The following is a 20289-nucleotide window of genomic DNA, read 5'->3' as shown; positions in this document are numbered from 1 at the left end:
CCCCGGCGCAGACTGCTAGTTTACGGTTTCATGGCTAGCATACTGCTTTGATACCCTTCTTATTCACCGTTCGTTTCAAAATCACATGCCCGAACTCGTTATACGCTTTCTTAAACCCGCCGATTGGGCGGATTCCGTTCATATTCATTACTGGAATACTTATCCGAGCGACGAAAACACTCATTGGCCCGGCGTACCGGTAACGGTCGATAACGATGGTTGGTTCGTTTATCGCTTTAATGGCGTGAAGTCCGCCAGCGTGGTCTTCAACGACGGTAATGGTTCGCAGACTGGAGATTTGCATTGTGCGCGTAGCGGCTATTACGCTAACGGGCATTGGCATGAATGCGAAGAGAACATCGACCCGCGAGTGGCCGTCTTTAGCGGGGTTTCAGTCGCGAGACAATCGAGCTCAAAAGCTTCGGAGAAGCCTTTACATGTTCCGGTCGATCCGAACGGGCCATTGGGCGATTTTCGTGAGGAAACGATTTATTTCTTGCTGACCGCTCGTTTCAATGAAGGTGACCCGAGCATCAGTTTTTTCTGTCGCGACCGCATCAAGTTCAATTCTGAAACCGGAGAACCGGAAGACCCGCATTGGCGCGGCGACTTCAAAGGTTTGATCAAACGTCTCGATTACATTCGCGATCTCGGCTTCACCGCGATCTGGATTACGCCGCCGGTCGAAAACCGTAGCGGTCTGGATTATCACGGTTATCACGCCTACGATTGGACTCGTATCGATCCCCGGCTCGAATCGCCCGACGCAACCTATCAGGATTTGATCGACGAAGCTCATAAACGCGGCATCAAGATCATTCAGGATGTCGTCGTCAATCATTCTTGTCAATACGGTATTCGCGGCCAGGTTCACATCGATCATCTGCCGATCAAATATTACGTACCTCAAGGTTCGGAGCAAGGCCGGGTCGATCATGGCCCGTATCAAGGCCATCTCGGCAATTATGCCTGGCCGAACCGCGACGACATCGACAATCCAGTGGCTCCTGACTGGTATCGTGAAAGGCATCACAGCGATCCCGAAGGTAAGGTGCCGTTGAAAGACCCCAAGACCGGCGAAACAATTCCGAAACCCGGTTACGATCCCGGTCGTTTTTTCGGCATCGATGCGCAAACTCTCGACCCCGAATGGTACATGCAGCATGGGTTTATCTGCGGCGGCGATTGGGAAAGCGAGGCCGTTCAGAAGAAGCATATTGCCGGCGATTGCATTAATCTCGCGACCGACCGTCAAAACGTCAAGGATTATTTAATTGGCGCGGTCAACCGCTATCTCGATATGGGTGTTGACGCGCTACGCATCGACACGGTCAAGCATGTGCCGCGCGATAATCTATTAGAGTACGTTAATGCCTGGAAGGCGCACAAGCCGGGGCTGTTCGTGTTCGGTGAAAATTTGGTCAAGGGCTACGGTTGGGGCGATCTCGGCGGCGGCGACAACGGGCCTTCGTTTATTCGTCCGTGGTGGTATACACGCTTGGGTCACGATCCGCGTAATCCGCATTCCGGAGGTGATTCCGGTTTTCCGCAACTCGATTTCGGATTGTTCTCGACCTTTCGCGATAATTTGAGTCGGGGCAGCTTCGAAGGTGTGGCTAGGGTGCTGGAAATGGATTGGATCTACGGCAACGCTTCGACGCTGGTCACCTTTTTACAGAATCACGATGTCGGGCCTGACAACGACTTCCGTTTCCGCTTTAAAGGCGAGCAGTGGATGGCGGCGGCCGCCTATAATTTGTTGTGGACCGTGCGCGGTATTCCTTGCTTGTACTACGGTGAGGAAATCGAGTTCATGAAAGGTGCGCCGCAGGATGTTATCGGCAACGACGATACGCTCGACCAAACCGGTCGGGCCTATTTCGGCGATCATCTGACAGACGAGAACATAGGTACGACGCAAAGCCATCCGCTATACCAACACATCAAGCGCTTGAATCGGATCCGGCGAGCGATACCGGCATTGCAAAAGGGCGAAATGAGCCAAGTCCATGAGTGGGGAAGCGGCATGCGATTCGTACGGGACTATCGTGACGGAACAAGCTATGCCGTGGTCGGCCTGTCAATCGGAAGTGATCAGGATATTGCGGTTGAAAATATCCGTAACGGCATTTATCGCGACGCAATCACCGGAAAGGAAATATCGGTCAGTAACGGCTGCCTTGGTTTTCATGTGCCAGCCAATTCGGCAGGTATCTTCGTGTTGAACGGGGCGGGGAAGATTGGTTCGACCGGGGTTTACCTTCGCTAATTAACGGCCTATCATTTATTGGCATTTAACGTTCACGGCCTTCCCTCACCTAACGCTAGGTGAGGGAAAGTCGCTTACGTTAAGCAACAATAAAGGGTATCGAGGTCACATTCGCCAAAGTGGCAAGACGTTATATCTACGACTTATGTATAACGGCGAGAGCTGGAGCTTGGGAAAGAGTGAAGTGGTTTAACTTCAACTATTAACGCAAATATAGCATTTTTTAAAGGATTAAGCTTTTGGCATATTCCGCAATTTTTCCACGACTTTATCACCGAATTGCTCGGTACTGATCATCTTTACGCCGCTGCCGGGTTTCGACAAATCGGCGGTGGAGTAACCGTCGCCGAAAACACCTTGCATCGCATCCCATACATTTTTAGCTTCAGCGGCCATATCGAAGCTGTTTTCCAGCATCATCGCGACCGAGCCGATCATGGAATAAGGATTCGCGATGTTTTTACCGGCGATATCCGGTGCTGAACCGTGCGACGGTTCGTAATAGGCTTTATCGGGTCCGATGCAGGCCGAAGGCATCAAGCCCAGCGAACCTAGGATACCGCCGCCTTGGTCGCTGAGAATATCGCCGAACATGTTTTCCATGACCATGACATCGAACTGGGTCGGGTTCAGGCATAAAGCCGTTGCTGCTGCGTCGACCAGATAATTGACAACCTTGACGTCCGGATATTCCTTGGCCACTTCTTCCATGACTTCGTTCCATAACACGCTGGATTTCAGTACGTTGCTTTTGTGAATATTGTGCAATAACTTCCGGCGTTTACTGGCCAATTTGAAGGCTTCGTGCATGATACGACGAATTTGTTCCTCATCGTATTCCAGAGTTTCACGAACATAACGCAGGCCTTTGTCGTTGACGCCCATTTCTTTTTCGCCGAAATAGAGGCCGCCGACCAATTCTCGCACGATAATCAAATCGATACCTTCACCGATAATTTCAGGTTTCAACGGGGAGAAATGCGCTAATGATTTTGGCAAAGAAACCGGGCGAAAGTTGGCGTATGTATTGTAGCGGCGTCGCATCGGCAGTAACGCGCCTCGCTCGGGTTGTTGGTCGACCGGGATTTTTTTAGCTTCTTCATGGCTCAAGCCGATCGGGCCTTTCAGAATCGCATCGGCCTGGTCGCATATATCGATAGTCGCTTGCGGGAAGGCGTCACCGGTTTCGAAATAGGCGCAAGCTCCGAACGAGGCGGGCATCAATTCGAAAGTAACATCGTTACGTTCTTCGATGACCTTGAGAACCTTGAGCGCTTCTTTAGTAATTTCAGGGCCGATGCCGTCGCCGGCCAATACTGCGATTTTATAATGCTTCATTTTTATGTTTTTAAGTGAATGGAATAGTTAAAACTAAATATACTTCGTGTCCACGCCTGATTGTGAATGGCACTTTTGCTGGTTGGTTGAGTTCGCGAAATCAGCCTCTACTCAGCGTCAAAGTCGCGATTTAAGTGGTGCTCTTCATTTCATGCAACTGAATGTTGATCAGTTTAATCGTAGCCATGATTCCGGAAAATACTTGATTAACGTGGACGCCTCGAGTTTTGCGTAATTCATTGCCGCAATTCCACGTTATTACACATTCGGTCAGTGCATTGGCATGGCCGCCCTTCGGTATGCGGACTTCATAGTCGGCCAGTTCGGGTAATCGGTAGTCGTATTTTTTAAGCACCTTACTGATGGCGTCGATGAAGGCATCGAAGCCGCCGCTACCGGCGCCGGTAGCTTGGTGGTTTTCGCCTTGGATTTCAACGCGAAGGCTGACCGTAGATTGGAGGTCCAAGCCGCTATTCAGAGAACAATTCAGCAATTTAATATGTTGATAGCTTTTGCTTTCGAGAACATCGGCGATGATGAACGGCAGATCGTCGGTCGTGATGGTTTGTTTGGAGTCGCCTAGGCTAACGATGCGTGCGAGAACTTTCTTCTGGTCTTCTTCGGAAAGTTCGACTTCGAGCCGCTCGAGATTTTTTTTCAGCGAGGCCTTGCCGCTCATTTTGCCTAAGGCATAACTATGGGTGCGGGAAAAGCGTTCGGGTCCAAGCCGGGTTTTGTATAGACCGCCTTTTTGGTCGCCGTCGGCATGGATGCCGGCGGTCTGTGTAAAGACATCGGCACCGACGATCGGGGCATTTGCGGCAACACGCTTGCCGGAAAAATTTTCCACCATGTTGCTGATGCGTACCAAATGACTTTCGTCGATCGACAAATGCATGTTCATTTTATCGCGGAGGACCACGGCGACTTCGGCTAGCGAAGCGTTTCCGGCGCGTTCGCCCAAGCAATTGATGGTGCAATGCACGGCGCTGATGCCGGCTCTAACCGCGGCCATGACATTGGCAGTCGCCAAACCGTAATCGTTGTGCGGATGAAAATCGAACAATAAATCCGGATAGCGACCGCACATATCGCTGAAGCTGTTGAAAACTTCGTCCGGGGACATGACGCCCAAGGTATCCGGCAGCATGAAGTGACTAACCGGGCTATTCCGTAAGCGGTCCACGAGCCCATAGACATAAGCGGGACTGTCTTTGTAGCCGTTCGACCAGTCTTCCAGATAAATGTTGATTTTTAGACCTTGTTCGTGAGCATAGTCTATGGTTTTTAATACTTCAGCGCTGTGTTGTTCGAGCGTCTTGCCGAGTTGTTCGCGGCAGTGTTTTTCGCTGCCTTTGGCAAGCAAGTTGATGACCGATCCGCCCGTAGATAGAATCCAATCGACACTGCGCGTATGATCGACAAAACCCAATACTTCGACGCGGTCGGCGAAGCCTTCTTGCCGGGCCCATTGGTTGATTTGGCTGACGGCCTCTTTTTCACCTTCCGACACTCGAGCCGAAGCGACTTCGATTCGGTCGACGCGCAAAAACTGCAATAAGGCTTTGGCGATGCTCACTTTTTCCGTCGGTGTGAAGGCGACGCCTTGCGTTTGCTCGCCGTCACGCAGGGTAGTGTCCATCAACTGAATGTGTCTTGACTCTATTGACATGATTTTCGCCTGTGGTTTCGATGCGAGTTAATGGGTAGAATGATGAAGGCCAAAGCCGGTGCCTTCGTTTATATTCTTCGACAGGCAGACACACCTTCAATAAAGTCGAACGAAAAGCACAAGCTACACGAAACCGCCTATTTTCCCCTAAAAGCACATCATTTTGCAATTGTGAATCGACGCATGAAATGGAATGCAACGGAATAATCGTATTTTTCGCTCCCTTAATTGTTTTTTCAGACTTGCAGTATCCCGGCGCCTCCTAAGGCACTGCTGAAATTTGAAGTGCGAAAGGTATAAATTCGTCAGTATAACCATGAAGCACATGAAGTATTTCAATAGAATACCTAAATATTCCCTCTAGCCTCTTGGATAAACGAAAGTTCTATACAAAGTGAATCGACTTCTTATTCTTCATGATGAAATACTTTTTTTAGTTGTGCGTTGTGTCGGGTTGCATAATTTAGCCGCTAGAGCATAAAATCTAGTCTATACTCTATGTGGAAATTTTTGTTTATCAAATAAAACATTTAAATAACATAGAGTTGTCGTTAAATAAAAATAACAAAAACTCACTTTGCAAGTTAGCTTTTGGCTCGGATTAAATGGCTTTGTTTGGTTTGCACTAAGCCGGCAGCCACCTTGATAAAGTCGTTTATCCTAGAAAAAGCATTTCACCATGAAGAATAGGAAGTTAATTCAATAGCTTATTACGCGTTTGTATAGAACTTTCGCTCACCAAAAAGGTTAGCGAGAAGGATTTGGTAAGTTCTTGGAATCCTTCATGAACTTCATGTGCTTCATGGTTAAACTGCCGAATTCAGGTTTATTTGTAATTTAGAGGATAACAGCCGTTTTGAATACACTACTCAATCGATCAAGCAAGCACGATCTTTATCAAACGACTTTAAGTCGAGGCCGATTTCTTAAGGATTTTATGTTGCTATTCTTGCCTGTGAGTATTTTAGTCGTGGCAGGTACTTTGTTGTTGGGCGAATCGCGCATTGATGCTGAGTTATCGATGCTGATGGCCGACGAAACAATTTTTGTCGAGTTGGGGCAAGGCCGCTTGGATCATGAGTTGGCCGTTCCGATAGGCCATTTGATGAGCTTAATCAATGAATACCCGGTTCGCAGGGTTTATCAGGCCCCGAATGGCTCGGACTCGAACTCGATGCAAGACGCATTTTTTTCGTTGATGTCGCGTAACCCGATTTACGACAAAGTACGCTGGATCGACGAACAAGGAATGGAGCAAGTGCGAGTCAATAACAGAAGAGGGCGCCCGATCGTCGTTCCTCGAAACGAATTGCAGGCTAAAGAAGACCGTTATTTTTTTACCGATACCATGCTGCTGAATCAAGGGGAGATTTATATTTCCCCGCTCGATTTGAATATGGACGATGGCCGTATCGAGATTCCTTACAAGCCGACGATAAGGGTCTCAAGTCCAGTGTTTGATGAATTAGGTAAGCCTCGAGGCATTCTTATTATTAACATCATGGCAAAATCAATGCTGGATGTTTTCGTCCACAGCGCCGGACCCGCCATTGACAGGTTGATGCTGGTCAATGACGAGGGCTATTGGCTAAAAAGCCCAAATGCACAGGATGAATGGGGTTTCATGTTTCAACGGGAAGCGACTCTGGCTACACGGCATCCTCAAGTGTGGGAAGCGATAACCCGGCAAAAAAAAGGCCAGGTCAGATTTGATGACGGTCTTTGGACATGGAGTTCCGTTTTGTTAACGCCCATACAAGATACTCGTTTATCGCACAACATACACTGGAAAGTGATTAGCCATCTACCAATGGAAAAATTATCGACGGTGGAAAATAACGTTTGGTCGGCTAAGATCGCGAGCGCTTCGGTGATCTTGCTATTGTTTGCAATAGGTATTTGGCGTCTAATTCAGGCAAGAACAGAGCGCGATCTGGCCGAGAAGGAAGCAGCTCTGGCGCGGGGCGAGGCGGAATCAGCGACGCGTTTACAAGAGGCTCAAGCGTGTTTTCGGATTTTGTTCGAAGCAAATGCCAGCGGCTTGTTGGTCGTCGATGCCGAAGGAAAAATAGTCATGGCTAACCCTGCCTTCGAGAGCCTATTCGGCTATCAAGTATCGGAAGTGGTCAACCGACCCGTGGAAATATTGCTTCCCGAAAAGTTTCGTTCACGCCATGCCAGGCAACGTAAAGATTATTTACAAAACCCAACGACTCGGGCGATGGGTAAGGGAAGAGACTTATACGGAACACGCAAGAACGGCTCTATATTTCCGATAGAAATCGGCTTGAGTCCCTATCGGAGCGATAATCAACTTTTTGTCGTGGCGACCATTGTCGATATCTCCGAACGCAAGCGGATTCAAGATGCCTTGCTTCAAATGAATGAAACCTTGGAGCGAAACGTGGCCGAGCGTACGGCTGAATTACAGGCGGCAAAACAAGAGGCCGAGCGGCTTGCCAGTGTTAAAGGCAACTTTTTGGCCAATATGAGCCATGAAATACGGACCCCAATGAACGCCATACTTGGGTTGGCTTATTTATTGGAAAAAGCCCATCTTGGCACCGATGAGCTTAATTTGGTAAAGAAAATTCGTATAGCCGGCCGGTCCTTGCTCGGAATCATCAACGATATTCTTGATTTTTCCAAAATAGAATCGGGGCGTCTTGAAATCGAGCATGCGCCATTCCGGCTGAGCGACGTGCTAGATAACGTAGCCACACTGATGTCGGCGATTGAATACAGCAATAAAGTCGAATTGATTATGGGGCCTGCACCGGAAGGCATCGAGTTTCTTCGCGGCGATGCGCTTCGGCTCGAACAAATATTAGTTAATTTAACCAGTAATGCGCTTAAATTCACAAAGCAGGGAAGCGTTACGATCTCCGTCATCAAATTGCCGCCCAAGAATGGTCGGGATTATCTTCGTTTCAGCGTCCGCGATACCGGCATTGGTATTCCTATTGAAAAACAAGCGGAAATCTTTAATGCATTTTCTCAGGAAGACACTTCGACGACACGCCGTTTCGGCGGAACAGGGTTGGGTTTAACGATATGCCGGTATTTGGTGCAAATGATGGGCGGAGAACTCGGTGTCAATAGCGAGTTTGGTATCGGTAGCGAGTTTTGGTTGATGCTGCCGATTGAGCTGGTTGAGCCGCAAGAATATGTGCATCCGGCCATCGCGTTTCAAAACGTATTGATCGCCGACGATCATCCCGTGGCGAGGGAGATGTTGGCGGCAACGGTGCGTAGCTTAGGCTGGACTCACGAGGTCGTCGAGTCGGGCGAAGAGGCTGTAGAACGGATTATCGAACGAGCAGGGAATAATAAACTCCCCGATATTGTATTATTGGATTGGTGTATGCCCGGTGTTAATGGTCTCGAAGCCGGCAAACGGATAAGACAGGAGCTTGGCGATATTGCCGATGCTCCGATCATCGTTATTGCCACGGCTCATGACCGCGATGCATTGCTACGCGAACCGGATGTGGCAATAGCCGATGCCGTTTTGCATAAACCGATTACCGCTTCTTCGCTCTATAATGCCGTATCCGATGCCAAACAGCGTCGTCAAGGCGAAAGGTCAATACAGCATAACAATACAACGCCATCCGAGAAACGTCTCAACGGTTTAAATCTGCTACTGGTCGATGATAGTGAGATAAACCGCGATATGGCAAGGCGTATTTTGGAAGCCGAAGGAGCTACCGTTTATTTGGCAGACGACGGTCATGCGGCCTTGCAATGGTTAAGACTGAACCCGGATTTGGTCAACGTGGTATTGATGGATATACAAATGCCGCTCATGGATGGTTATGAAGCGACCCGGCAAATTCGTGAAGTCCTTGACTTGACTCAGTTGCCTATCGTGGCACTGACCGCCGGTGCATTTAAGAATCAACAGGCTGCAGCGCTCAATGCCGGGATGAATGGATTCATTGCCAAACCGTTCGATGTCGAGGAATTAATCGCTTATCTGCAACAATACGTTACCGGATTACAAGTAACGGCTGATTCGAAGAATGAGCCGATCGCTTCAGCTAAGGAAAGCGATTCACAGCTTCCCATGATAGATATAGACAGAGGCCTTAATAATTGGGGCGATGCCGCAACTTATTATAAATACTTACAAAAGTTTGCCGAATCGCACGGACATGACGGAGACGAAATCGCCAAAATGATGGCTCAAGGCGATCGTGAAAGTGCTCTTGCCTTAGCGCATAAATTGAAAGGGACGGCAGGAAACTTGGCGCTGATACAAGTATGGAAGTTGGCTGAAAAGATTGAGTCTAAGCTTTTAGAGGAAGGAGCTACGATAGTTGAGTCGATTCAACAGTTGCAGCCTCTATTGAACGATACGTTGCGCGAAATCGGCCGTCTGAATGGTAAAGATAAGTAAAATGATACGATGTTGCCGGAGCTGATGAACACGGAATTCGTTCGATCGAGGTTAAATGATTTGTTAATTGACCTCGAACGTCCCGAATTGCACTTGTGCTCCATCCGGGCTACGCGGTTAAACTTTCATTTGCTGGGGCGATTGCCAGGCTTTCATGAATGTTAGTTATACTCTCCAAGTTGCTCCCCCAATAGGTAGTTTAAAAGATTTATGTAACAACCGTGTGTATACTCTTCGCACTTCAAATTTCGGCAGCGCATTAGGAGGCGCCGGGGTGCTCGGCAAAGGCTTTGCCAGCATGGAGCTGGCATAGAGCCTACAGGGACGTATTCACGGCGTCCTTTGACGGGCACCCCGGTGCCGAATTTTGATCTCAGATAGGTATATTTTGTGATTTTCGTGGACAAATCTTCGAGTCTAGGTTGAAAACCAGTTCAATTGCCGATGCAGATTGACGACCGTACCGACGATGGTCAATGCCGGCGCATCGCTTTCGGCAAATTCCGAATAGGCAGGCCTGTCGCTTAGCGTGCCGATGAACACGCGTTGTTTGTGTGTCGCGCCCGATTGAATCACGGCAATAGGCAGGTCGGCGGGGCAGCCATGATCGATCAGCGACCGGCAAATGCTTTCAAGGCCCGACATCCCCATATAAATGATCACCGTTTGATTGGGTTTGGCCAATTGCCGCCAATCGAGATCGATACGGCCGTTTTGGACATGGCCGGAGACAAAAGTGCAGGACTGGGCATGATCGCGGTGGGTCAATGGAATGCCCGAATAGCTTGCACAAGCCGACGCCGCGGTAATGCCGGGAACGATTTGAAAGTGGGTGCCTGATTGCATCAAGGTTTCGATTTCTTCGCCGCCCCGGCCGAAGATGAAAGGATCGCCGCCTTTCAGGCGCGCCACTTTTTTGCCCGATGAAGCCAGTTCCGCCAACTGTCGATGGATGGCCGCCGGCGGCAGACTGTGATTATCGTCTTGTTGTCCGACAAAAATCGTTTCGGCATCGCTGTGCGCGAGTTTGAGAATTTCGCCGGAAACCGAGTTGTCGTAAACGATGACATCGGCTTGCCGTAATAAGCGTAAGGCTTTGAACGTCAATAAATCAGGGTCGCCCGGGCCGGTGCCGATCAAATATACCTCGCCTGGTGTGTCTGCGGCGCCGGCATGGTCCAATTGCGCAAGCAATTGACTCTCCGCTTCCTGTTGCCGTCCGGCAAAAATCAATTCGGCGACGCGGCCTTGCATGACCGTCTCCCAGAAATATAGCCGCCGGCGGGCTTGGGGTATCCGTAGTGCGACCCGGGTTTTGAAGGTAGCGATGAATTCCGCCAAGAGCCCGAAAGAGGCCGGAATCGCGGTTTCGATCTTCGCGCGAAGCAGCCTCGACAAGACCGGCGATGCGCCGCTCGAAGAGACAGCAATCAGCAGCGGCGAACGATCGATGATCGCCGGGAAAATAAAACTGCACAAGTCCAGGTTATCGACGACATTGACCGGAACAAGGCGTTGCTTGGCCAACGTTGCGGCTTTGGCATTAGAGAGGCGATCGTTGGTTGCCGATACCACCAAGCGCATGCCGTCGATATCGTCGCTCGTGAAGGCTTTTCGGCGAATGACGATGGCATGTTCGTCTTGCAGGGCGGCGACCGCCTCACCGATTTCCGGCGCGACCACGACGACTTTGGCGCCGGCGCGAAGCAACAATTCGATCTTGCGGGCCGCAATATCGCCTGCGCCTATCACCAAGCAAGGGTGGTCTTTAATGTTCAAGAAAAGCGGAAAGAATTCCATGACTATCGATTGTTAATGTGCGTTTGTATAAATCTGCATAGGTTTAGCCAATTCGATCTCGATAACATTGATTGTATTCTGACGTTTGCGGCTTTCTCCCACCTAACGCTAGGTGACACTGTCATTAAGTTAAGCCGTTCGTGGTGAGCCTGTCGAACCATGGACGGCTTAACTTATCGACCCAGGCTTTTCCATTCACCCCTGATTGACTGACAAAACTCAAAAGTCGAAAAGATTAGGAGATAATATCGATATTTGACCGGTTCTAGCAAGGAAGCGAAACATGCAACAGAGCACGCCTTTATACGATAGCATCTTGAAATTATTGCACCATGCGCCATGGCGCGATAGACGACACCTGTATACCGTGGCTTGGATGGTGTTGGGTTTATTATCCAGTGGTTGGATCAGTCTAAGTAAGTGGTCGCCTTATGTCGTGAGTCGTGCGGAGCTGGCGCAAAGCGTCGAGAGACGCTTCAAGCGTTGGCTGACGAATGGGCGTATCGATGTGTTGCGGTTGTATGCGGCGTTATTGCGGGAGGCTCTGAAGGACGTAACGGAAGAGCCGTTGCTGGTCGCTTTAGATACTTCGATGCTCTGGGACACGTTCTGCGTGATCCAGTTGGCGCTGGTTTATCGTGGGAGGTCGATTCCATTAGTTTGGAAAGTGATGAAACATCCCAGTGCGAGCGTGGCGTTCAAAGACTACCGAGGCGTATTGGGGTTTGCGGCGCGACTGTTTCCGGAACGAGAGATCATTTTGCTGGCGGATCGTGGCTTTTTACATGGCGAATTGCTGAATTGGATTCGCAAGACGGCCGGCTGGCACGCGCGTATTCGCTGCAAGCGTTCCGTCGGGTTTTACCAAAAAACGGGCAGCGGCTACCGCAAGTTGGCCTTACGTTTGCTAGCCGGGGAAGTTTGTTATTACCACCATGTCGGGGTGACCGGTGCGCATATCCCTGCGCACTTGGCGGTCGGCTGGGAAAAAGGGGCGAAAGAACCATGGATCATCGTCAGCGACCAACCCACCAATGGCGATACGCTCTATGAATATGGGCGGCGCTTCAACATCGAAGAGGGCTTTTTGGATCACAAATCCAACGGTTTTCAGTGGGAGTCTTCGCAATTGCGCGAAACCGAGGCGCTTCAAAGGCTCTGTTTCATCATGGCGGTCGCCACCTTGGTGTTGGTTTGCCAAGGGGGTGCGGTCGTTGCCTCAGGCAAGCGGCGGCGTGTCGATCCGCATTGGTTTCGCGGTTATAGCTATGCCCGTATCGGCTGGGATTGGATACGGCGTGCTTGCGCTCGCGGTGATGCCATTATTGACAGTCTAGTTCTGCACGCTTTGCACGACCCCGAGCCCGCTCGGGCGAGTAAACGGCAACCCGATCGATCCCGCTGGATGGATGATTTGCCCTGCCGCATTTTTCTTTTTACTATGCAATTAAGGAGTTAAGAGTTTTGTCAGTCAATCAGCCATTCACCCTTCGACAGACTCTCAAGAAACAGCTTTTTTATGCTTATATAATCAATGACTTACAAGCTCACAAAAAAGCTAAAAATCGCGTCAAACAGCGGCTGTTTCATGGTAACGCCATGCGACCGAAGGGCGGTTACTTTGCTCAGGGCGAACGGAAAAATGCTTAACTTAATCCTATAAAAAGCATTTCACCATGAAGACCATGAAGAATAGGAAGTTAATTCAATAACTTATTACACGTTTGTAGAGAATTTTCGCTCACCAAAAAGGTTAACGAGTATGTTTAGGTAATTTCTTGAAATCCTTCATGAACTTCATGTGCTTCATGGTTAAACTGCCGAATTTAGGTTAAAGGCAGTGAACGCTAGGTGAGGGACGATCTGGGGATCGCTCCCACAAGAGAGGCCTAAGATGCGGTCTTGACAAGCATTTGAAATACCGCATCATTCACTGCTCACTGCTCACTGCTCACTGCTCACTGCTCACTGCTCACTGCATCGGCAGAACAAGCGCGATGATAAATCAATTCCTCGACCGGTTTGCCGCCGAGCAAATGTTCGTCGATGATGCGTTGCAGATTGGTTTCGTTGACGTTGTAGTACCAAATGCCGTCGGGTTGCACGCACATGATCGGGCCGGATTTGCAGGTGGCGAAACAGTGCGTGCGGGTACGTTTGACTCTGAGCGTGCCTTTATCGATGCCGGCGGCTTTGAATTTTTCGCCCAACGTTTCGAACAAGGCCTGCGCTTCGCCGTCTTCGGTGCAGCGCGGGCCGGTGCAAACCAGCAGATGGCGCTTGTAGTCGCCCATTTTGGGTTTTTCGGGCATGGCGGGTATGTGATCAGTCATGATGAATATCCGATGTTAAAGTTTGGCATAGATCTAAAAAAGCATTTCACCATGAAGATCATGAAGTATAGGAAGTTGATTCAATAACTTATTACACGTTTGTAGAGAATTTTCGCTCATCAAAAATGTTAACGAGAGTGCTTAGGTAATTTCTTGAATTCCTTCATGAACTTCATGTGCTTCATGGTTAAACTGCCGAATTTAGGATAATTCCTCTCGGTCGTCCCGATAGCGCTGCAATGCTTGGGCGTCGAAGCCGGCATCGCCGGCGACCAGCCATAGATTGAACAATAAATCGCCCCGGGCGTCGGTCACTTGTATGCCGTGAGCCTTCTCGCCTCGGCTGACGAACCAGGTTTGCCGGGCCTGACTCCAATCGATGTGTAAATGAAAGGCGTCGTTGACTAGGTTCAGCCAGTCGTTTTTTTTCTGTAAGTCGGCGCCGTCGATCAACAATTCGGCCACCGCGCCGCCTTCGCTACGAACCACGGCGCGTAATTTGCCCCAGTGCGGCAACGAATCCAACAAGCCGTCTTGCTGGTCCTGCCTCACTTGCCGCGCGGTGAAACTACCGGCTGACTCGTCAGGCGTCGACCGGCCGACGGCATCGAGTATTTCCGCCAGCGGTTGACCGAAAAACGCCGCCGTTTTTTGCAGCGTCGTTTCGGGATTGTCGCGTAAATAGCGGCGGACTGCGCCTTTCCAGCCGTCCAGACCCATGCTCAGCGAGCGGCCCGCTTGTTCGCCGTCCCGTGTTTCACCGGTCAGCGCATCGTATTTGTTGGCGTAGCCGCGCGGCGTTACCATCAAGCCTTCGCGGACGAAGGTGCTGCTGTTGCCGACCAATACAGTGGTCAACATGCCGATATCGCAATCGGCCATGTCGGCCAGCGTGACGAGTTGAATGTTCTGCAAGGCGCGGTAGCCCGATTTGACGATGGCCACCGGCGTTTCCGGGCTGCGGTGGCGTAACAGGATACGTTGCGCTTCGACGATATGCTGGGTACGACGGCCGCTTTTCGGATTATACAAAGCCACTACGAAGTCGCCTTGCGCGGCGCTTTCCAGACGCCGGGCAATGACCGGCCACGGCGTCAGTAGATCGGACAACGAAATCGAACAAAAATCATGGGTCAACGGCGCGCCGACCAAGGAGGCGCAACTGGACAGCGCGGTGCTGCCGGGAACCACTTCCACTTGAATCGGATCGTCGGGCGTCCAGCCGCTGTCGAGCAATAATTCGTAAGTCGGGCCGGCCATGCCGTAGACGCCGATGTCGCCGGAGGAAATTAGCGCGACGGTCTTGCCTTGTTTGGCATGTTCGTAGGCTTCGATGCTGCGGTCCAGTTCTTCGGTCATGCCTTTCTTGATCACTTCCTTGCCGTCGAGCAAGTCCTTGACCAGTTTGATATAGGTACTGTAGCCGATCACGACGTCGGCTTCGGCGATCGCTGCCCGGGCTCGAAAGGTCATGTGTTCGTGCGCGCCGGGACCGATGCCGACCAGTAAAATTTTTCCAGTTGTTGTCATGGTATTCTCGCTATCGACACGGTGGCATTTTTGCCGTCCGCGCCTAGGTGTTTGTGTTTTTCGACCAGCAAATCTTGCAGATCGCCGTTCGCGGCCAGTAAGGCGGCGGCTTCGGCCACGGCCGGAGTGCCCATGTATTTCAACACCACCGCCGACGGATTCGGTACCGGAACGCCCGCCAGTGCTTCGGCCGGGTAAAAATACAGCGTCCAATCCCGGCTTTCCGCCAGTTGCAATAGCGCGGCCTCATCTTGTTTTTTGTCGATACTGGCGAGTCCCGCAATCGCCGATTCGTCCAGTCCGCAGCTGTGCAGGGCCTGTGCCAAGGCTTCTTGCAAGGTGGTCAGACTCGCATGACGGTCGCAGCCGATGCCGATCATGACTTTCATGATGGATCTTGCGGGGGACGATAGACCACGAGCCTTTCTTCGAGCCGTTGCCAGACGGACGGGGCGATGTCCCGGTGCGTGACCCATAAAATCGACCGGTAGCGTTCGAGATCGACATCCTCGAAACGCTCGAAGCGGTGTATGTTGTCCGGTAACGGCGTCGGCCGGGTCCACCAGTTTTTACTGCCGGCTTCCTGCACGAATGCGATCAGCAATTGATTGACCACATCCGCCGAAACGCGGGTGATGTTGAGCTTCGGCGCTTCCACTCGCCAGCCTAGTTCGCGGCCGAGAATGTCCACCGGAATGGTCTTGCCGACATCGGACGCGGTCGTCAGCACCGGCGTCGCTGCGAGCAGCGCGGACACTTTTTCGGCATAGGCATTGGCGCCGCCGACATGGCCCGACAGCACCGGAATCACGAATTGCGCGGCATCGTCGATGACCAGTATGCCGGGGTCTTTGTCCTTGGATTTGAGATGCGGCGCGATCAAGCGCACGACCGCACCGAGCGAGACCAAAAAAATGAGCTGATCGTAAGACTCGAACAAGCCTGCGATCTGCGCGCTCAATGCGCCCTGATAAACCTTACGGCTATTGGCGAACTCGCCCAGATGTTCGGCCTGTTTGGCCGACACCACGACTTCGGCTTCCGGGATTTGCAGGGCCAAGCGGCTGGCGATGGCCGCGCCGTGTTTGGTGATCGCGATAATCGCAACGCGCACATCATGCATCGGTATTTTCCTTTTTCTTGCGGCAGCCGCGTTGCATCTCGCCACGCCGGCGGCCCGGGTTTTTGATAATCATCAGGGACAGATAATTGACCTTTTGCCCCCGTAAACTTGCCAAATCATGCACGGCGCGCTCTTCCGGCGCGCCGGCTTTTTCGATGAAGTAGCCGTATTCGAGCAAATCGCGGCGTTGCAAGAGCTCGATGATGTCGTCTAGTAAGGGTTTGACTTTCAGCAGCACCAGGGTGTCGAAATCGTTCAGCATGCGTTCGATTTGCTCGATGCCGTAGCCGGCCGGGACGATCGCGACAGTGTCGTCGACATCGGCCAACGGTTCGCCGCAACGCGCTGCGGCGGCGTGAAACGAGGCCACGCCGGGAATGACTTCGACCGGCACACCGGGTTCCAGCGCGCGAACGCTCCGTTGCAAATGACCGAAGGTGGAATAGGTTGAGGCATCGCCTTCGACCAGAAACAGCACGTCCCGGCCTTGTTGTAACTGTGTCAATACGGTTTGCGCCGCTTCTTGCCAATAACGCTCCAGGACTTCGCTGTCGTGGGTCATCGGAAAATGCAACGGGCTATGTTCGTTTGGCATCGCGAATCCGGCGCGCAAGGCGATGTCCAGCGCATAGCTGTCGCTGTTTTTTTTGCGCACCGGGTAAGCCCAATGGCCGGGGCCGGAGAGTAAGTCCCAGGCGCGTCGGGTAATCAGGCCGGGGTCGCCGGGACCGAGCGAGATGCCGTAGAGGGTGCCGAGTTTATTGTTCATGATGAGGTATTGCTGAAATGATCCATACCGGGTTTTCCGCTTGTAATCGGTGCATATCGAGTATCGGACTGCTGCGCGATGCCTGAATTTGGCAGGCGTCCCAGTCCGCGCCCAAGCGCTTTAAAGTATCGATGGCCGTCGACAGGTTTTCCAGGGTCGCGAAGTTCATCACTAACCAGCCGCCGGGCCGCAAGCGCTGCAAACACAAGTCGATCAATTCGGCCAGTTCGCCGCCGGAACCGCCGATGAAGACCGCATCGGGGTCGGGCCAGGCGTCCAAAAATTGCGGCGCCTTGCCGTGGACGACGCTGTAATTTCCGATGCCCCAACTGAGCCGGTTCTGCTCGATGTTGTCGATGTCGCCGGCATTTTTCTCGATCGCATAGACATGACCGTCCGGGCATAAGCGCGCCGCTTCAAGCCCGACCGAGCCCGATCCTGCACCGATGTCCCAGACGATGCTGCGGCGCGTCAACTGCATGCGCGCCAGTGAGACGGCGCGTATTTCGCGTTTGGTGATCAGGCCTTTTTCCGGTTTTCGCTGCCGAAAACTCGCATCGTTCAGACCGAACAGGACCGGCGCTGGAGCCGGCGCTTTGCGTTTCAGAATCGCTACATTGGGGTCGGCATAGACGGCTTCAGCCGCTTCGGCGATGCCGATAAAGCCGGTGACGCGCTGTTCGTTTTGCCTTAGGCACTGGGCGACCGCGATATCGAATTGGTTCGCCAAACCTCCGCTTTGCAACAGGCGGGCGATGCGTGCCGGGGTATTGTCCGGACTGGTCAATACCGCCAGCAAGTCTTGGCTTCGACAATGCCGCATCAGTTCATACAGGCCATGTTGCGGCGTGGCTCCCGGCGTCCACTCGCCGGCATCCTTGCTGTGCACCGAGACGATGGTCGCCGATTGCCAGGGCAGTCGCAGTTCGGCAAAGGCCAGTTGTATGCTGCTGAGATTCGGCAGTATTCGGACCCGGGCCGGGTCCAGTTTGCCGGTCAAATAACCCGCGATGCCGTGGCACAAAGGATCGCCGCTGGCCAAGACCGCTACCGGCTCCTCGTCGGCCAAGGCCGCGTCGATCCAGTTCGGCACTTGCGTGAGCCGGGCGGTCAAATCGTACTGCCGGGCCCCGGCGATGTCGTCCGCCAGTACCTCTAGCAAGCGGCTGCCGGCGATGACGTGCTTGGCTTCGCGCAAAGCTTGCAAGGCCTCGCGGCTCAAGCTGGCGGCGCCGTCGTCGAGCACGCCGATGATAGTGCACAATGACATAGAGATTAAGTCCTTCCGGCTTGCGCCAGTTTATTGCCGTCGAAGTCGCAAACCAAGACACCGATGTCGAAGCGCCCGGGGTAGCGCCGTTCCAATGTGGCGATCACTCGTTCGGCCAGTTCGACGTGAAATTCGTATTCCAAACCCAACTCGGCCATGCATTCCGAGGCATAGCGGGCGGTTTCCTGCTCGGCGATGGCCCGGCAAACCGCTTCCGGCGCGCCGATGCTGCGCGCGATGTCGGCGACCAGCTCGACATCGACTGGATTGCGTCCGGCATGCGTGATGGTTTCGCCTTGCGCCATTTTGGTAAGTTTGCCGACCATGCCGCCGATGATGAGGTTGCGAATGCCGCAGCGTTCGGCGGTATCGAGCGCCGGGGTCAGAAAATCGCCCATTTGCACGAAACAGCTTTCATCCAATGCCGGCAATTCGCGCATCACGAATTTTTCGGTGCGCCCGCCGGTGGTCAGAACGACGGTGTCTTGGCCTTGATTCGCGGCGACTTCGACGCCCTGTACCACGCTGGCGCGGAACGCGGCGGTGGAATAGGGGTGGACGATGCCGGTCGTGCCCAGAATCGAAATGCCGCCGATAATCCCTAAACGGTAATTGAGCGTTTTTTTGGCCATCGTTTCGCCGTCCGGTACCGAGATGGTCACTTGCAAGCCACGAGTTTTCAAGGCCTCGGCTGCGATCAGACGAATATTGTGTTCGATATTCTTGCGCGGCACCGGATTGATCGCCGCGCTGCCGACTTCCAGTCCCAAGCCGGGGCGGGTCACTTGGCCGACACCTTCGCCGCCGTGCAGTACGACCGTATTCGGCAGCGCTGTCCAAGCCACGTCGGCGGTCAGTCGGGCGTGATTGGTGCAATCCGGATCGTCGCCGGCGTCTTTTTCGATGACCGCATGCGCGCCATCGTTGTTGACCCAAGCTTCCGCCACTTTGAAGCGAACCGTCTCGCCGTTGGGCAGTTGACATTCGACGGTTTCGGGAATACTGCCTTCCAGCAATCCGCACACGGCGGCCCGCGCGGCGGCTGCGGAACATGCGCCGGTCGTGTAGCCTTTGCGGGTCCCTTTGGCTTTGCGTTCCGCCATCGCCATCGAATCAACCGTTTTGTTGCCGGCTTTCCGCCAAACTCAAGAGCGCATGCAGCGCCGCTACGACCAGCGTCGAACCGCCTTTGCGGCCTCGGGTGATCAGCCAGGGAATATTTTTCGATGCGCTCAGCGCGTTTTTCGATTCGGCGGCGGACACGAAGCCGACCGGCATGCCGACGATCAGCGCCGGTTTGACGCCTTCTTCCTCGATCAAGCGCAAGACTTCCAACAAGGCGGTCGGCGCGTTGCCGACCGCGACTATGACGCCGTTCAGCAAGTCCAAGCGGGCGGCTTTACGCATCGCTTGTACTGCACGGGTGCTGTTGACTCGTTTGGCGTCCGCGATCACGTCGTCATCGGCGATGAATTGATGCGTGCGCATGCCGAAATGAGCCAGGCGCGGCTTCGATAGGCCAACGCAAATCATTTCCACATCGGCGACAATCGGCGCGCCATTCAAGATCGCCGCGATGCCGGCTTCGACCGCGTCATCGGAAAACTCGGCCAGGCCATTGAATTCAAAGTCGGCGGTCGCGTGTATCATGCGTCGCACGACTTGCCATTGCGCGTCGCTATAGTGATGAGCACCGGCTTCGTGGTCGACGATCGCGAAGGAATCGTGCTCGATTTGCTGTCCGGCTTGGGTTAGTTGTTCGGTCTTGATGTTGTGGGTCATG

At 52.6% G+C, this 20289-nt stretch carries 15 protein-coding genes; 4 read left to right on the top strand and 11 right to left on the bottom strand.

All coding sequences use genetic code 11. The features are described 5' to 3' along the window. Window positions 1-85: 85 nt before the first annotated feature. Window positions 86-2269 carry an alpha-amylase family glycosyl hydrolase gene (locus tag WJM45_RS11495; protein ID WP_341325244.1) on the top strand — a complete coding sequence of 728 codons (2184 nt, stop codon included), beginning with the start codon at window positions 86-88 and terminating at the stop codon, window positions 2267-2269. Window positions 2270-2500: 231 nt separating this feature from the next. Here WJM45_RS11495 and leuB read toward each other — a convergent pair whose 3' ends face one another. Beyond that, window positions 2501-3607 carry a 3-isopropylmalate dehydrogenase gene (gene leuB / locus WJM45_RS11490; RefSeq protein WP_341325243.1) on the bottom strand — a complete coding sequence of 369 codons (1107 nt, stop codon included), beginning with the start codon at window positions 3605-3607 and terminating at the stop codon, window positions 2501-2503. Between the two features lie 130 nt (window positions 3608-3737). After that, window positions 3738-5279, bottom strand: a complete 1542-nt coding sequence (locus WJM45_RS11485) for an alpha-isopropylmalate synthase regulatory domain-containing protein (RefSeq protein WP_341325242.1) — start codon at window positions 5277-5279, stop codon at window positions 3738-3740. Window positions 5280-6135: 856 nt separating this feature from the next. Here WJM45_RS11485 and WJM45_RS11480 point away from each other — a divergent pair. Continuing rightward, window positions 6136-9681: a response regulator gene (locus WJM45_RS11480; RefSeq protein ID WP_341325241.1), complete on the top strand. Its 3546-nt coding sequence runs from the start codon at window positions 6136-6138 to the stop codon at window positions 9679-9681. A gap of 417 nt (window positions 9682-10098) precedes the next feature. Here WJM45_RS11480 and cysG read toward each other — a convergent pair whose 3' ends face one another. After that, window positions 10099-11481: a siroheme synthase CysG gene (gene cysG / locus WJM45_RS11475; RefSeq protein ID WP_341325240.1), complete on the bottom strand. Its 1383-nt coding sequence runs from the start codon at window positions 11479-11481 to the stop codon at window positions 10099-10101. A 283-nt stretch (window positions 11482-11764) separates the two neighbouring features. On the opposite strand from cysG, the gene WJM45_RS11470 reads away from it, so the two are divergent. Continuing rightward, window positions 11765-12940 carry a transposase gene (locus WJM45_RS11470; protein WP_341325239.1) on the top strand — a complete coding sequence of 392 codons (1176 nt, stop codon included), beginning with the start codon at window positions 11765-11767 and terminating at the stop codon, window positions 12938-12940. 5 nt (window positions 12941-12945) lie between these two features. Beyond that, window positions 12946-13131, top strand: a complete 186-nt coding sequence (locus tag WJM45_RS11465) for a hypothetical protein (RefSeq protein ID WP_341325238.1) — start codon at window positions 12946-12948, stop codon at window positions 13129-13131. Between the two features lie 308 nt (window positions 13132-13439). Here WJM45_RS11465 and WJM45_RS11460 read toward each other — a convergent pair whose 3' ends face one another. From WJM45_RS11460 to WJM45_RS11425, 8 genes are all read right to left on the bottom strand, one after another. Continuing rightward, a complete protein-coding gene (locus WJM45_RS11460) occupies window positions 13440-13814 on the bottom strand; it encodes a ferredoxin (RefSeq protein ID WP_341325237.1) in 375 nt (124 codons plus the stop codon). 201 nt (window positions 13815-14015) lie between these two features. Next, window positions 14016-15344: a precorrin-3B C(17)-methyltransferase gene (cobJ, locus tag WJM45_RS11455; RefSeq protein ID WP_341325236.1), complete on the bottom strand. Its 1329-nt coding sequence runs from the start codon at window positions 15342-15344 to the stop codon at window positions 14016-14018. Then, entirely contained in the window at window positions 15341-15733 is a 393-nt protein-coding gene (locus WJM45_RS11450) for a cobalamin biosynthesis protein (RefSeq protein ID WP_341325235.1), read from the bottom strand. Before WJM45_RS11450 ends, cobJ begins: the two co-directional genes overlap by 4 nt. Beyond that, the gene (locus WJM45_RS11445) at window positions 15730-16467 is read right to left on the bottom strand and encodes a cobalamin biosynthesis central domain-containing protein (protein WP_341325234.1); all 738 of its coding nucleotides are present in this window, start codon (window positions 16465-16467) and stop codon (window positions 15730-15732) included. Before WJM45_RS11445 ends, WJM45_RS11450 begins: the two co-directional genes overlap by 4 nt. Then, window positions 16460-17236: a precorrin-2 C(20)-methyltransferase gene (gene cobI, locus WJM45_RS11440; protein ID WP_341325233.1), complete on the bottom strand. Its 777-nt coding sequence runs from the start codon at window positions 17234-17236 to the stop codon at window positions 16460-16462. Before cobI ends, WJM45_RS11445 begins: the two co-directional genes overlap by 8 nt. Continuing rightward, window positions 17226-18506, bottom strand: coding sequence for a precorrin-6y C5,15-methyltransferase (decarboxylating) subunit CbiE (gene cbiE / locus WJM45_RS11435; RefSeq protein ID WP_341325232.1), 1281 nt, complete (start codon window positions 18504-18506; stop codon window positions 17226-17228). Before cbiE ends, cobI begins: the two co-directional genes overlap by 11 nt. 5 nt (window positions 18507-18511) lie before the next feature. After that, window positions 18512-19615, bottom strand: a complete 1104-nt coding sequence (locus tag WJM45_RS11430; protein WP_341325231.1) for a cobalt-precorrin-5B (C(1))-methyltransferase — start codon at window positions 19613-19615, stop codon at window positions 18512-18514. Window positions 19616-19619: 4 nt separating this feature from the next. Beyond that, a complete protein-coding gene (locus WJM45_RS11425) occupies window positions 19620-20288 on the bottom strand; it encodes a precorrin-8X methylmutase (RefSeq protein WP_341325230.1) in 669 nt (222 codons plus the stop codon). Window position 20289: the final 1 nt, after the last annotated feature.

Source organism: Methylotuvimicrobium sp. KM2 (assembly GCF_038051925.1).
GTDB lineage: Bacteria > Pseudomonadota > Gammaproteobacteria > Methylococcales > Methylomonadaceae > Methylotuvimicrobium.
Note: the sequence above shows the minus strand (reverse complement) of the source record. Positions and strands in the feature narration are given on the sequence as shown.